This is a genomic window from Streptococcus suis (assembly GCF_002960425.1).
In the GTDB taxonomy this organism is placed as follows: Bacteria; Bacillota; Bacilli; order Lactobacillales; family Streptococcaceae; genus Streptococcus; species Streptococcus suis_S.
Genome location: NZ_POIZ01000087.1, coordinates 178,354 through 191,772 on the forward strand (window position 1 = coordinate 178,354; position 13,419 = coordinate 191,772).

Consider the following 13,419-nt stretch of genomic DNA (forward strand, 5'->3'; position numbering starts at 1 on the left):
AGGAGGTTCCTATGAATCGCAAGGAATATTTGCAGAAACTTGAAAAACATCTCAAACATTTGCCAAAAGAAGATTTTCAAGATACCGTGGACTATTTTAATGAATTTTTCGATGAGAAAGAAAACGACGAAGAAGCTATTCAAGAATTGGGCAGTCCTAAAGAAGCCGCAAGTGAAATTCTAGCGACCCTCTACGAAAAAGAGCGGACGGAAGATAAGCCAAATACCCGTAATATGGTCTGGTTGACCATCCTCGCCATCCTTGCCGCACCAATAGGCATTCCCCTAGCAATCACCCTAGTTGCCCTCTTCATTACCCTACTCCTGTTCATCCTCAGTGCCTTTCTACTCCTAATATCACTTTGGATTGTCCTCCTCAGTCTAGCAATCGCCCAACTTCTCCTCGCCTTCGACCTCTTCACGCTCTCGTGGTCCTCCTCCCTCCTCTTCACAGGGCTAGCCCTCGTCTGTTTGGCACTCACCCTCTTGGGTAGTAAATTCACTCTAGACCTTGGAAGCAAAACCTTCTTGTTTGTTTTACACTGGATACAAAGAACCATTCGCAAAGGAGATTATCATGAAAGAGCTTAAACCATTTACGAAAATCATTCTGAACCTGCTCAGTCTTGGAGCCATTCTCAGCCTCATCGGTTTCCTAGCTGGCGGATGGACAAATATGAGAACTGTCTCAGAAAACTACTTCCAGCCACAAACAGCCAGTTTTAGTGACATTAGGGAAATAGAAGTTAATGAACGACTGTCCATCATGCCTTCGCCTGACAACCAATTCCACCTCCACTACTATCGAAATCAGCATAAAGACATCGACCTCCTCAGCCACCAAGTTCAAGATGGAAAGTTAACCATTTCTAGTGCATTTCAAGGTATCGTTTCTTATGATGGTTTACTCGAACCAATCTTAAATCTTGTCAATGACCAAAATGTCGCCTACCACCAACCTGTCTTAGAAGTCCCAAAAAATAGCACAATCGAATCACTCGCAGGTAGCCTTCAGGGAGATTTGTATCTGGATAAAGTGACCATTCAAAATCTGGAACTCACAGTAGAAGATGGTGACATGTTGATTGAAAACAGTCACATCAGCTATACTCATTTATCACACCTAAATGGAGATGTAACAATCAATCATTCCACATTAACAAGTCCGAAAGACATTTTCAATACTGTTGGCAGTAGCCTAACGATTGAGGATGGGGATTTTAAAGCAGAAAATCTAAAACTAGAAGGAAGACATGACATCAGCAATTACAATGGCTCAATCGACATCTCTCTTCATTCACAAACAAAAATGGACCTCTACATAGATGCCAGTCAAAATAATAACAGAATAGAACTGCCAGCATATTCCAATACCCAAGCCAATAATTACCTCTTCATCTCTACACTGGATGGAGAATTGACTATTCGGTAATTGCAAAAAGCCCTCCTCACGGAAGGCTTTTTAACTTATTTAAACAACAAAATAGAAATCAGGGCCAAGATGGCTGGTCCACCTTGTTTTAATAGGATTTTAGGATTGGAAGATATTGCCCCGTACACAGCTGCAGCAATAACAAACAAGACAAAAATAGTCGTAATCTCAAGGTTGCCTGTGAAAATTCCGTAAAAAAGAAATATTGCTACTAGACCATTATAGACACCCTGATTTTTAAACAAAGCCGAAACAGATTGACGTGATAATTCTTCTTGATCCATACCAAATGTCTGGCTTGTCTTTTCAGACTGGGTTGCAAAGGTTTCAAGATACATGATGTAAAGATGCTCAAGAGCTACGATACTTGCTAAAATAGTTGTAAAAATGGACATAGATTTATTCTCCTTTTTCTTCAATAACTGTTTCAACTGGGAGGGTTTGAAGACCTGAAACTAATTTCTCCAGAAGATAGCTCAACTGTTCTTCTTCACTCTCAGATAAAATGTCTGCCATGGCTGCTTTCACAGCTAGGTGCTGGGCTGGTGGATGGACCTGTAAATCATTCCAAGCGAGCTGGGTGGGTTGAACCAGCATTTCCCGCTGATTTTCAGGATTACGTTCTCTACTGATATAGCCATTTTCCTCCAACACCTTTAGATGACGGGTAATGGCCGCGCGGTCAATTTGAAGTTTTTCCTGTAAAACCTGCTGGGAACAAGGAAAATCTTCCAGTAAATGCTGTAAAAGCTGATAGCGGGTCAAACTAATACCCAACTGCTTTTCAAATAAACTGGTCACAGCCTCATCCGCAAGTTTTATTTGGTAGAGTAACTGAGAAAGTTGTTCCATACTTCTCTCCTTTTGTTGATTTATCAACAGTTGATAAATCAATTATAATGGAAAACGAATATTTTTCAAGAATTTTGCTCAACTTTGTGTAACTTTTTCATATGAAAATCAAGTTTTGGTATAATAGTTCTAAAACAATGGGAGGAAGTAAGCTATGGAAGAATCAAAAGAACTCAACTTAGCCATTGATGTGCTCATGCTAGCTGGGGCCATTCTCTTACAAAGCGGTGCTGAAATCCACCGTGTTGAAGATACCATGATTCGTATTGCTAAATCACAAGGGATTGAAGCAGTCAACGTTTTGGCTATTCCTGCTGCCATCTTCTTTTCCATTGACCATACGAACATCTCTCGGATGAAACGGATTGTCAACCCAGTGCACGATATGCAAAAAGTCTGTCAGGTCAACCAGGTTTCACGCTCCTTAACCGCTGGACAGGTCAGCTTAAAACGAGCACTAGAAGAATTAACTTCTATTCGCAACCAACCCCTCCCCTATACTCAACTTCAAACCATTCTAGCTGCTGTCCTAGCTGCACCATTTTTTACTATCATGGTAGGTGGTAATCCTTTGGAGGCTGTCGCAACCGCTTTTGTAACCCTTGTCGCCTTCCCCTGCTCCCTCCTGATTGACCGTCTAATCGGAATCGAATTTGTATCTAAATTTGTAGGTGCCTTGGTCTTCTCTCTCCTAGCTTTGCTACTGGCAAATTATACAGATCTAGCCCTTAATCCTAATATGATCAATGCTGGTGCGGTCATGCCCTTTGTTCCTGGTATAGCATTTACAAATGCCGTTAGAGATTTGATGACCAATCACCTCAATACCGGCTTGACAAAGATTTTTCAAACACTGCTTGTCATCCTCTCTTTAGGAGCAGGAACAACTGTTGCACTATTGATTGTGGGGTGAATTATGAATCTACTTCATTTTTTCTTACAGGCTGTGGCTTCATATATTGCGATCGTTGCCTTTCTTATCGTTCTTAATGTCCAAAAACAATTGCTGATTCCCGGAGGCATATTAGGTATGGTTGTCTGGCTACTCTACCTACTCCTCCTCGGTCCGACAAATGTTGTCATTGCAACCTTTATTGCTGCTATAATCGGTTCTTGCATCAGCCAAATCATGAGCATCGTCCTCAAAACACCATCAGTTATTTTTTCACTGGCCATCCTAGCACCTCTTGTCCCAGGCTACAGAGCCTATCTGACAACGACACAGTTTGTATCTGGAAGTTACAAAGAAGCCTTGGTCAATACCACCACTGTTCTCACATTAGCCTTAGTCATCCCAATCGGCATGGCCAGCGGAACAGTCTTGCTGCAACTCTACCGCTATCTGCAAACGAAATCATCACCAGAAAAGTCTATCTAAGTTTCTTGAAACTGGGTAGACTTTTTGTTAGAATAAATGAATATGTTTAGGAGGAGCTATGAACCAACAAATTCAGAATTTAAAACTTGCCGAGCGTGGTGCCATCATTTCCATTTCAGCCTACATTATCCTCTCTGGAATTAAGTTGGCTGCGGGCCACATCTTCCATTCGGACGCTTTGACCGCCGATGCCTTTAACAATATTTCGGATATTATCGGCAATGTAGCTGTCCTTATCGGACTGCGAATGGCTCAAAAACCAGCTGATACAGACCATAAATTTGGACATTGGAAAATGGAAGACTTGGCCAGCCTGATTACATCCTTTATCATGTTCGTGGTTGGGTTTCAAGTTCTCTATTCTACTTTCATCAAAATCATGAGCAACCAGCCTGTCGAGATTGATATGACTGGTGCTATAGTTGGGATTTTCTCAGCCCTTGTTATGATTGGCGTTTATCTTTATAACAAATCACTGGCTAAGAGAGTTCATTCAAAAGCCTTAGAAGCTGCTGCAAAAGATAACCTATCTGATGCCGTGACCTCTATCGGAACATCCGTTGCCATCATCGCAGCTGCCTTCAATTTCCCCATCGTCGATAAAATCGCTGCTGTTGTCATTACCTTCTTCATCTTAAAAACAGCCTACGATATATTCATGGAAAGTTTCTTTACCTTATCAGACGGCTTTGATGAAGAGCTCCTCCACAAATACGAAGAAGATATTCTCAAATTGCCCAAAGTGGTTGCCGTCAAATCACAACGTGGCAGAACCTATGGTGCCAACATCTATCTGGATATTGTATTGGAAATGAACCCCGATTTGTCCGTCTACGAAAGCCATGAAATTACCGAACAGGTAGAACAACTCCTTACACTGAAATACGGTGTTTTTGATGTAGATATCCATGTCGAACCTTCTGAAATCCCTCATGACGAAATCTTTGAACACGTCTTTGACAAACTCTACCGCTTCGAATCCGAAATCCAAGCGCATGAAGTTGGCTATGAAGACCTGATTGATGAGAATTACTTACTGATTGATGCCAAGGGGCGCTACCTTAATAAAATTGAAATGCTCCAAGCCCATCCTATACAATCCACCTACCTATCCAATTACCAGATGACCTCTATCAGCCAGAAATCCAAACTGGTCACCTTTGAAATCGGTGACTATGTCCACACATCCCTCTGGCGACGTCACGAAAACTGGACAGTCATCTTCCATCAAATATCAAAAAAAGCCTAGTCAGATAGACCAGGCTTTTCATTTGAACATAGAAAAAGAGCACATGGCTCTTTGTATACTCAATGAAAATCAAAAGCAGACTAGCTCCAAAGGTTTGGGGAACCTTTGGAGGTTGGAAATAGAGCGAACAACGTTCGTGTCAATTTGTTGCAGATAGAACTCTGTCACTTTATTATTGTCAAGTGACAGGCTGGAAACCTCCACTGGAGCTTTCCACACATCAAATCAAGTCAACAACGTCTGCTTTTTGATTTTCGAAGAGTATTAAAATCTTTTAGTTCTTCACAGAATCTGTAGCAACATCTTCACCAAACCATTTTTGAGAAATTTCTTGGAAGGTTCCATCGCTATATAATTCTGTAAAGGCTTTATTGATGTTTTCAACCAGTGTCGTATCTGACTTACGAGCACCGACTGCGAAAGTCTCATTTTCAAATCCAGCATCAATAATGTTGTAATCTGCGATGATTCCCTCTTGTTGCAAGTAGTAATTGGCATATACTCGGTCAATCAAGAGACCATCGATACGGTCATTTTTCAAGTCAATCAAAGCTTCATTAAACGTTGCATATTGACTGGCGTCATTGTTTTGCACAATATCTTTCAAAATGGCTGGTTGTGATTCAAAGACTGAATAACCTGAAGAACCAGCTTGTGCCCCCAAAATCTTATCTTTCATATCAGACACTTGACTGATATTAGAAGATTTTTTTGTCACCAAGACTTGTTGATTATCCATGTAAGGATCTGTGAAGAGAACCTTTTCCTTACGCTCATCCGTAACAGAATAACCATTCCAGATTAAATCAATGTTACCATTGTTCAACTCAGTTTCTTTCAAATCCCAGTCAATTGGCTGCCACTCAACAGCAATACCATATTTTTCAAATACCGCTGTTGCCAAGTCAATATCAAATCCAGTATAGCTACCGTCTGTTTCTTCAAATCCCATAGGGACAAAAGTCTTGTCAAACCCGATTGTGATTGACTTTTCAGATTCGTAAGTTGACCAATTATCAGACTTGGTCGTTGACTGGCTTGAGCCACAAGCAGCAAGGGCAAAAGTCGTTACAAGAGCCGCAGCTCCAAGCATCATTTTCTTCATATTCATCATCATATTTGTTCCTTTTCTTAGTGTTTCGGTTCAATTTTGATGATTTCATCTGCGATATTTTCAGCAAACTGCATATCGTGGGTGACCACAATTTGCGTGATTCCAGTAGCCCTATTTTCAAGAATGAGTTTTTCTACTTCTTTTCTCAATTCAGGATCTAGGGCAGAGGTTGGTTCGTCATAGCCGATAATCTCAGGATCAATCATCATAGCACGCGCCAAAGCCACACGTTGCTTTTGTCCACCCGACAGTGAAAACGGATAGGCAGTAGCGTGGTTAGCTAGGCCAAGAGTATCCAAGAGTTTAAGGGCCTTGTCTTCCGCCTCTGAACGCGTCATATTCTGCGTTTTCATAGGAGAGAGAACCAAGTTTTCCAAAACGGATAGGTGTGGGAAAAGCTGGAAGTCTTGGAAGACAAAGCCCAGCAGATGTCGTTTTCCCAACTCCTCAAGTGGCAGTTCCTGACCATTGTAAATCAGGGTTCCGGAATCAATGGTTTCCAAACCAGCCAACATCCGTAAAAGAGTTGTCTTACCACCGCCAGATTGACCAACGATGGCAACGATTTTCCCCTCTGGAATGACCAAATCATAGTCGGAGAAAATCTGTTTATTATCAAATCGTTTGGATAGATTGCGTAGTTCTAACATGACTTCCTCCTATCTATAATAGTCAAATTTCTTTTCTACCTGCTTAGAAACAAGGGTTACAGCACCAATCATCAAGAGATAAATAGCTCCAGCGATAAACATAGGGGCTAAGCTAGCATCACGGTTTGCTGCTGTACGGCTGGCAAGCAATAGATCGCTGACACCCAAGGCATAGACCAGTGATGTATCCTTGACTAAGGTCATGACTTCATTGAAAACACTTGGTAGGACAATTTTCACGACCTGTGGCAAGACAATATAACGAATGGTCTGAACAGGTGTAAATTTCAAGACCTTAGCGGCTTCATACTGACCTTTTGGAATTGCCTCAATACCACCACGGAAAATTTCAGAGAAATAGGCCGCATAGTTGAGGGTAAAGGCCAGAATAACAGCTGGCATACGGTCAAAGGTAATGCCAACGCTTGGCAGGACATAATAAACAAAAATTAGTTGCAAGAGCAAGGGAGTCCCACGCATGATTAAAACATAAAAATGCAAGAGCCATTGCAAAGGTTTGAACTTCATCTGCATTAAGAAGGCGAGAATTGCACCCAAAGGCAAGGATAATAGCAATACTAGAAAAAATACTTGCAGGGAAACCATCGCGCCATTTAATAAACTGGGCAGAACTTCCAAAACATAATCCATAGTCTTCTCCTAAAAGAATGATTAGGTTCTAGTATAGCAGAAAATTTCATGTATTTCAAAGAATTTTTTATATTTTTAAATATTTTTTCATTTTTTCTGCATAATCTTGCAAAAAAAGGCCGATAAACGACCTTTTACATTATTCAACTGTTACGGATTTTGCCAAGTTACGAGGCTTATCGACATCCAAGCCACGTTGCAATGTTGCATAGTAGGCAATCAACTGTGTCGGAACAACCATAGCAATGGCTGACAAGAATGGATGAACAGTTGTGACAGTGATGTCATCTTCTTCCTTAGCTACTGCTTCATCTACGATTGTTAAGACATTGGCACCACGCGCCACTACTTCCTGAATATTGCCTCGAGTATGGCTTGCAAGGTGTGGATGATTTGAAATCAAGGCCAAGACAGGAACACCGTCTTCAATCAATGAAATGGTACCGTGTTTCAATTCACCTGCCGCAAAGCCTTCACATTGGATGTATGAAATTTCTTTCAATTTCAAGCTGGCTTCCATAGAAACGTAGTAGTCACTACCACGACCGATATAAAATGCGTTGCGAGTGGTTGATAAGAGTTTTTCAACTTTTTCAGCAATCACATCTTTTTCTGATAAGCTGGCCTCAATAGATTGAGCTACGATGGACAATTCATGTACCAAGTCAAATTCTTTCGCGTAGGCATTGCCATTGGCATCACCGACAGCCTTAGCCAAGATTGCCAATGTCGCAATCTGTGCAGTGTAGGCTTTTGTAGAAGCTACCGCAATTTCTGGACCTGCATGGAGCAACATGGTGTAAGTTGCCTCACGTGATAGGGTAGAACCTGGAACGTTGGTCACAGTCAAGCTTGGGATGCCCATTTCATTTGCTTTCACCAATACCTGACGGCTATCAGCTGTTTCACCAGACTGGCTGATCATGACAAAGAGAGGTTTCTTGCTCAAGAGTGGCATGTTGTAGCCCCACTCAGAAGAGATGCCCAATTCTACTGGTGTATCGGTCAACTTCTCCAAGAAATCTTTAGCGGCAAATCCTGCGTGGTAAGATGTTCCAGCAGCCAAGATATAGATACGGTCAGCTTCTTGTACCGCCTTGATAATATCCGCATCAACTGTCACTTGACCTTCTTCGTTTGTGTATGCGCTAATCAATTTACGCATAACAGTTGGTTGCTCGTCAATTTCCTTGAGCATATAGTACGGATAAGTGCCTTTACCGATGTCTGACAAATCAAGTTCAGCAGTATAGCTGCCACGCTCAATAGCATTACCATTATAGTCCATAACTTCTACACTATCTTTCTTCACGATAACCAATTCTTTGTCATGGATTTCCATATATTCACTTGTTTCACGAATCATCGCCATGGCATCTGAGCAGACCATGTTATAGCCATCACCCAATCCAATCAAAAGTGGCGATTTATTTTTGGCAACGTAAATAGTATCTGCATCATTAGCATCAATCAAGGCAAAGGCGTATGAACCTTGGATGATATGAAGAGCTTTTTTGAAGGCTTCCAAAGTAGACAAGCCTTCCTCAGCAAATTGACCAATCAAGTGTACAGCAATCTCTGTGTCCGTCTGACCTTTCAAGTCATGACCTGCAAGATATTCCTCTTTGATTTCCGCATAGTTTTCAATCACACCGTTATGAACAAGGATATGTCCAGCAGTTTGAGAAGTATGTGGATGAGCGTTGTTCTCAGTTGGTTTACCGTGAGTCGCCCAACGAGTATGACCGATCCCTGTTGTCCCTTCAGTCTTATCGCCAACTTTTGCAGACAATTCTGCAATGCGACCTACTGCTTTTACCAAGTGAGCCTGCTCCCCACCTGTTACGAAAATACCTGCTGAATCATAGCCACGGTATTCTAATTTTTCAAGTCCTTGAATTAAAATATCAGTTGCGTTTGTATTTCCAACAACCCCAACGATTCCACACATATCATTTCACCTACGATGTTTCTTAACATCGGCTTTCATTTTTTCATAAATTGGTCTAGTCAACTTTTTCCAGAAAAAGACCAGTGAAATCAGTATATAACAAGTCATATCTATTGTCAAGAAAAAAATTGGTCTAGTCAGATTTTGAAAATAAACCAGAAAATTGATTGAAAAAAGACCAGCCCTACTGGACCAGTCCTGTCTTAATAAAACCAAATTCTGAGAGGGGACTTAAACGGAAGGTCAGTCGCCCAATAATATCTTTTTCAGCAATTAAACCAAAGCTACGGCTGTCCTGTCTATTTGTCCGAACGTCGTTCAGAACCAGATAATGCTTTTTGGGAATACTGATATGTTGGCCACCAGTCAAGGTTGTCAGATTGAAATCTTCTGTATAACTCTCTTGAGAAGACGGAGTATGCAAATAATTCTCTGCAACAATCACATCGTTTTTATATAAGACATCATCCATATATGTAACTGTTTCGTCTTCTATGGCAATAATACGACTGACATATTCTTTACCTTCATGCCTATAGAGAACGAAATCCCCATGTGTTAAGTCAGCCTTGCGAACAGTTACAATAAAGTCGCCTTCTTTAATATAGTCATTTGCCATCTGGGATGTGATGGTTACTGGTTCAAAAAACCATACTCTCAAACCAATCAATCCCAAAATCAACAGAATGACCAAACTTATCTGCTTTACTAAATCTCTCTTTACCATAATCTCTCCAATCAATACTATTATACCATAAACTCAGGCTATCCATTGATAAGATGATGGTATATTTCCTCTGCAATGACTTGATTTCCAAGAGGTGTCAAGTGCAAGCCATCGCTATAATATTCCAAATGCCCCTTGGTTAAGGGATAGAGGTTGATAACTGGCACATCCAATTCCTGACCAATTGCTGCAATAATGGTTTGCAATTCGTCTTCGATAATCTGATTATTAAGCCCGAAGCGACTGGTTGGCACGAAAGGTGGAATGACTAGATAGACATCGGGCTGGCTGGGTAAACTCAAGTACCGCTCTGCCATTTCTCTATATTCGCTAATAAATCGATCCTTATTCCAGTATGGACCACGACTGTCATTGCTACCAATCATGATAATGACAATGTCCGCCTCACTCTCAAGGGACAACTGGGCATTTTTCTCTTTAAAATAGGGATAATCCGACGTCGACTGAAGCGAACGACCGCTTAAGCCGAAATTGGACACCTGATAAAGATGCCCCAGCTTCTCTGCTAAAATGCAGGGATAGGCATCTTTTTCACGGTTCTCCAGACCGTAACCGTAGGTCAGGCTATCGCCAACTGTTGCAACTTTTATGGCCCCACTTCCGACTGTCAGGACCTCTGGATACATAATATCTGACACGTGAACTCCTCTGTTTTTCTTATTTATCTATTGTACCATCTTGAAAAAAATAAATAAACCCATGAATTTGTGATATAATGAACATCTATATTCAGCTAGTATTGCTTTATCAAGTTTTAAGGCAGAAACCTTATCAAATCAACATTTTCAACGATTCTGCAATACCGTTCTACACCGTTCTAAAGCGGTCTAGGGGTAGTAAAATTCACAAAAAGGGTAGTAAATTTTTATTCGACAGGCAAGATAAGTTTATAAAATTCAGACCATATATCTATGGTTTTTTATTTTTGTTTTTTAGAATTTGCACATATATTTACAGGATTTTGACACCTTCAAAAATTTCAAAAAGGGAATTTTTTGCACGGAAGAGGGCGGCGTTGTTTAATCACGAACAAACCCACTCCCGTTTGAAAAAGTTGGGGGTATTTGCGAATTTTATCACCCACCAGATCCCATTATTGTTTGATAGCGTTATTTTGGTTTACGACAAAATTGACATAATAACATAAAAAACAGCTCAAATGCTTGCTATTATGCGATTTATTGCGTCAACCTGACGAACTTTCTATCATTTAAGCGAAAAAAATAAACTTATCCCAAAAAAAATCAGATAAGTTTGACGCTTGTTTTTAATACTGTTATGAGTGTAAAAAATATTTCAAAAAGAAAAAGAGCTGAAACGCTCTAAACTAATCAATCTAACGATTGACGTCGTTGTAGAGTTGGTTCAACTCTTCTGCTAATTTCCTCGGTAAGGTGGTCAAGTGATTGCCTTACCTCTTTCCTGATAATACTATAACAAAGGAGGTACCAAAATGCAAGAAGACAGGTACACATGATATACAACCAAACCCCTGACCTTATGCGGTTTCTGAGCGATTGAAAAAAATTTTTAAAAAAATTGCACAAAAACGCTTGACAAAATAAACGGCTATGCCTTATAATAATCCCGTAAGCTAGTTCAGGAGCTTACAAAACAAATCCCCCTGAGCGATGCCATGGGTAGAAAGGGGGTGAGGAAATGGCAAGACGTGCCAAAAAGAAAAGGCTTGACGTTTTAGAACTTATCAAGCTAGCGACTGCCATCGCTGGACTGAATCAAATAGTTCTTGAAATCGTCAAAACCTTCTTCTAATTCCTCAGAGGTTGAGAAAACTCTCAGCCTCAACCCTTGGCATAAGTATAACATAAGGAGCAGAAAAATGCAAGAAACGAAACGCCCAAGAGGACGACCAGCGACAGGCAGGGAAAGAAACAAGTTACTCAATATACGAGTAACAGAGGAAGAAAGAAACCAAATAAAACAATCGGCACACGATAGCGGTATGACCGTAGCGGATTGGATAGTTTCGAAAATAGAAAAATAAAAAGACTTGAACGGCTCAAACTTCGACCCTCGAACCGTACCAAGTCCCATCCACCATACTAATACCAAGGTACTAGCAAGGTATATGGACAAAAAAGGGGTTGATAGAAACCAACTCTGTTCTGATTTAGATTTAAAGTATACAACTGTACGAGACTGGATAAAAGGTATTACATACCCACGAATTGGGAAAATCGAATTACTTGCAAATTATTTTGGAATTAATAAATCGGATTTGATTGAAGAAAAATCCACAATCCCTTCTTCTTCCATCCCTCTTCCCAACTTCGACCCACGTAAGACTATTCTGTTATCTAACTATGACAAATTAAACGACACACGCAAGAATAAGCTCCTAGCGACCTCTGAGACACTTCTAGCTGAAGAACAAGGGAAAGCGACATATCAGAAAAACGTGCAGAATACGACGCTAGGAAGCGTATCAGCCTACCCGTACCAGGCAAGGTATCCGCAGGTACAGGCTACTGGCAGGAAGATGACTACGATACCATGGTTGACTTCTACGCAGACGACATCCCGGACGAAAGCAAGTACGACACCGTCGCAGTTGTCGTTGGCCACTCCATGGAACCCAAAATCAAAAACGGCGACTTCCTTTTTATCAAATTAAAGGACCAAGTCGACCTAAACAAAATCGGAATTTTCCAAGTGGACGGCGAAAACTACGTCAAGAAACTAAAAAGCGACTACCTAGAGTCGCTTAACCCGGACTATGACAATATCCCCTTCACCGAAGACATGCGTACCATCGGCGAAGTGGTGGATGTGTATAGGGAGAAGTGAAAAAATAATTTATAAACAAATAGGAGAAACATAAATGAAAAAAATTATCAAAGCTACAGGTACAGATGTTGTTATCTTCGATGACCAAACAGAAGAATATTTGAAATTAATTCCAGCTGATTTTAATTTTGTTCCACAAGTTGGAGATGTCGTGGAGGTACATAAACTTGAAAATGAATACATTATCAATAAAGTTGAATTCAAGGAAAAATCGGATGATAAAATAAATATAAACATCGTAAACGAGAATAATAGCACAAATAGTAGCCAGAATGTAAATACTGCCATCGCTTCGGCTTCTACTACTAACTTGGACTACCTACTCGGTAAGCGTGTCAATAAATTGGTGTATGTACTTCTCGCTTTCTTCTTCGGAGCTTTTGGTGCACACCAATTCTATGCCGGGAAAACCAGCAAAGGTTTTTTGTATCTAGCACTATCTTTGATAGGTGTTTCAATTATCCTTGGTTGGATAGATGGTTTTGTTGCTATCTTTAAAACAGCTGACGCGAACGGAAACATCTTGGTGTAAAAAGAAAACGACATCAGGATAGACAAAGATCACGACCCGGCACAATATGACCGAA

The 13,419-nt window shown here is 40.6% G+C and carries 15 protein-coding genes and 1 pseudogene; 8 read left to right on the forward strand and 8 right to left on the reverse strand.

The window, feature by feature from the left end:
* Positions 1-11 precede the first annotated feature (11 nt).
* The gene (locus C1G57_RS10490) at positions 12-590 is read left to right on the forward strand and encodes a DUF1700 domain-containing protein (protein ID WP_105114849.1); all 579 of its coding nucleotides are present in this window, start codon (positions 12-14) and stop codon (positions 588-590) included.
* The gene (locus tag C1G57_RS10495; RefSeq protein WP_105114850.1) at positions 577-1,431 is read left to right on the forward strand and encodes a DUF4097 family beta strand repeat-containing protein; all 855 of its coding nucleotides are present in this window, start codon (positions 577-579) and stop codon (positions 1,429-1,431) included. Before C1G57_RS10490 ends, C1G57_RS10495 begins: the two co-directional genes overlap by 14 nt.
* Positions 1,432-1,466: 35 nt before the next feature.
* On the opposite strand, the gene C1G57_RS10500 is transcribed toward C1G57_RS10495, so the two are convergent.
* A complete protein-coding gene (locus C1G57_RS10500; protein ID WP_105114851.1) occupies positions 1,467-1,826 on the reverse strand; it encodes a DUF1304 domain-containing protein in 360 nt (119 codons plus the stop codon).
* A gap of 4 nt (positions 1,827-1,830) precedes the next feature.
* Positions 1,831-2,283: a MarR family winged helix-turn-helix transcriptional regulator gene (locus C1G57_RS10505; protein ID WP_105114852.1), complete on the reverse strand. Its 453-nt coding sequence runs from the start codon at positions 2,281-2,283 to the stop codon at positions 1,831-1,833.
* 154 nt (positions 2,284-2,437) lie between these two features.
* Between C1G57_RS10505 and C1G57_RS10510 the strand changes: the two genes are divergently transcribed.
* The 3 genes from C1G57_RS10510 to C1G57_RS10520 are packed head-to-tail and all read left to right on the forward strand — an operon-like array spanning position 2,438 to position 4,910.
* Positions 2,438-3,196, forward strand: a complete 759-nt coding sequence (locus C1G57_RS10510) for a threonine/serine exporter family protein (protein WP_105114853.1) — start codon at positions 2,438-2,440, stop codon at positions 3,194-3,196.
* Between the two features lie 3 nt (positions 3,197-3,199).
* Complete coding sequence (locus tag C1G57_RS10515; RefSeq protein WP_105114854.1) at positions 3,200-3,661, forward strand: threonine/serine exporter family protein; 462 nt, start codon at positions 3,200-3,202, stop codon at positions 3,659-3,661.
* Between the two features lie 58 nt (positions 3,662-3,719).
* Positions 3,720-4,910, forward strand: coding sequence for a cation diffusion facilitator family transporter (locus C1G57_RS10520; RefSeq protein ID WP_105114855.1), 1,191 nt, complete (start codon positions 3,720-3,722; stop codon positions 4,908-4,910).
* A gap of 274 nt (positions 4,911-5,184) precedes the next feature.
* Here C1G57_RS10520 and C1G57_RS10525 read toward each other — a convergent pair whose 3' ends face one another.
* The 6 genes from C1G57_RS10525 to C1G57_RS10550 all read right to left on the reverse strand — a co-directional run bounded on the left by C1G57_RS10525 (position 5,185) and on the right by C1G57_RS10550 (position 10,662).
* Entirely contained in the window at positions 5,185-6,027 is an 843-nt protein-coding gene (locus C1G57_RS10525; protein ID WP_161941155.1) for an amino acid ABC transporter substrate-binding protein, read from the reverse strand.
* A gap of 14 nt (positions 6,028-6,041) precedes the next feature.
* Positions 6,042-6,674 (reverse strand): amino acid ABC transporter ATP-binding protein, encoded by a 633-nt coding sequence (locus C1G57_RS10530; RefSeq protein ID WP_105114856.1) that lies wholly within the window; start codon positions 6,672-6,674, stop codon positions 6,042-6,044.
* 9 nt (positions 6,675-6,683) lie between these two features.
* Complete coding sequence (locus C1G57_RS10535; RefSeq protein ID WP_105114857.1) at positions 6,684-7,325, reverse strand: amino acid ABC transporter permease; 642 nt, start codon at positions 7,323-7,325, stop codon at positions 6,684-6,686.
* Between the two features lie 139 nt (positions 7,326-7,464).
* Positions 7,465-9,276, reverse strand: coding sequence for a glutamine--fructose-6-phosphate transaminase (isomerizing) (gene glmS / locus C1G57_RS10540; RefSeq protein ID WP_105114858.1), 1,812 nt, complete (start codon positions 9,274-9,276; stop codon positions 7,465-7,467).
* Positions 9,277-9,460: 184 nt separating this feature from the next.
* On the reverse strand, positions 9,461-10,003 hold the full coding sequence (gene lepB / locus C1G57_RS10545; RefSeq protein ID WP_105114859.1) for a signal peptidase I: 543 nt from the start codon (positions 10,001-10,003) through the stop codon (positions 9,461-9,463).
* Between the two features lie 38 nt (positions 10,004-10,041).
* On the reverse strand, positions 10,042-10,662 hold the full coding sequence (locus C1G57_RS10550; protein ID WP_105114860.1) for a GDSL-type esterase/lipase family protein: 621 nt from the start codon (positions 10,660-10,662) through the stop codon (positions 10,042-10,044).
* Between the two features lie 1,202 nt (positions 10,663-11,864).
* On the opposite strand from C1G57_RS10550, the gene C1G57_RS11695 reads away from it, so the two are divergent.
* The 3 genes and pseudogenes from C1G57_RS11695 (at position 11,865) to C1G57_RS10565 (ending at position 13,364) form a co-directional block, all read left to right on the forward strand.
* Positions 11,865-12,029, forward strand: a complete 165-nt coding sequence (locus C1G57_RS11695; RefSeq protein ID WP_419579765.1) for a plasmid mobilization protein — start codon at positions 11,865-11,867, stop codon at positions 12,027-12,029.
* 84 nt (positions 12,030-12,113) lie between these two features.
* Positions 12,114-12,832, forward strand: a pseudogene (locus C1G57_RS10560) (S24 family peptidase).
* 34 nt (positions 12,833-12,866) lie between these two features.
* Complete coding sequence (locus tag C1G57_RS10565) at positions 12,867-13,364, forward strand: TM2 domain-containing protein (RefSeq protein WP_105114862.1); 498 nt, start codon at positions 12,867-12,869, stop codon at positions 13,362-13,364.
* The last annotated feature ends 55 nt before the right edge of the window (positions 13,365-13,419 follow it).

Coding starts and splice junctions, on each gene's coding strand:
- C1G57_RS10490 (WP_105114849.1), top strand. CDS start 12: ATGAATCGCAAGGAATATTTGCAGAAACTTGAAAAACATCTCAAACAT.
- C1G57_RS10495 (WP_105114850.1), top strand. CDS start 577: ATGAAAGAGCTTAAACCATTTACGAAAATCATTCTGAACCTGCTCAGT.
- C1G57_RS10500 (WP_105114851.1), bottom strand. CDS start 1,826: ATGTCCATTTTTACAACTATTTTAGCAAGTATCGTAGCTCTTGAGCAT.
- C1G57_RS10505 (WP_105114852.1), bottom strand. CDS start 2,283: ATGGAACAACTTTCTCAGTTACTCTACCAAATAAAACTTGCGGATGAG.
- C1G57_RS10510 (WP_105114853.1), top strand. CDS start 2,438: ATGGAAGAATCAAAAGAACTCAACTTAGCCATTGATGTGCTCATGCTA.
- C1G57_RS10515 (WP_105114854.1), top strand. CDS start 3,200: ATGAATCTACTTCATTTTTTCTTACAGGCTGTGGCTTCATATATTGCG.
- C1G57_RS10520 (WP_105114855.1), top strand. CDS start 3,720: ATGAACCAACAAATTCAGAATTTAAAACTTGCCGAGCGTGGTGCCATC.
- C1G57_RS10525 (WP_161941155.1), bottom strand. CDS start 6,027: ATGATGATGAATATGAAGAAAATGATGCTTGGAGCTGCGGCTCTTGTA.
- C1G57_RS10530 (WP_105114856.1), bottom strand. CDS start 6,674: ATGTTAGAACTACGCAATCTATCCAAACGATTTGATAATAAACAGATT.
- C1G57_RS10535 (WP_105114857.1), bottom strand. CDS start 7,325: ATGGATTATGTTTTGGAAGTTCTGCCCAGTTTATTAAATGGCGCGATG.
- glmS (WP_105114858.1), bottom strand. CDS start 9,276: ATGTGTGGAATCGTTGGGGTTGTTGGAAATACAAACGCAACTGATATT.
- lepB (WP_105114859.1), bottom strand. CDS start 10,003: ATGGTAAAGAGAGATTTAGTAAAGCAGATAAGTTTGGTCATTCTGTTG.
- C1G57_RS11695 (WP_419579765.1), top strand. CDS start 11,865: ATGCAAGAAACGAAACGCCCAAGAGGACGACCAGCGACAGGCAGGGAA.
- C1G57_RS10565 (WP_105114862.1), top strand. CDS start 12,867: ATGAAAAAAATTATCAAAGCTACAGGTACAGATGTTGTTATCTTCGAT.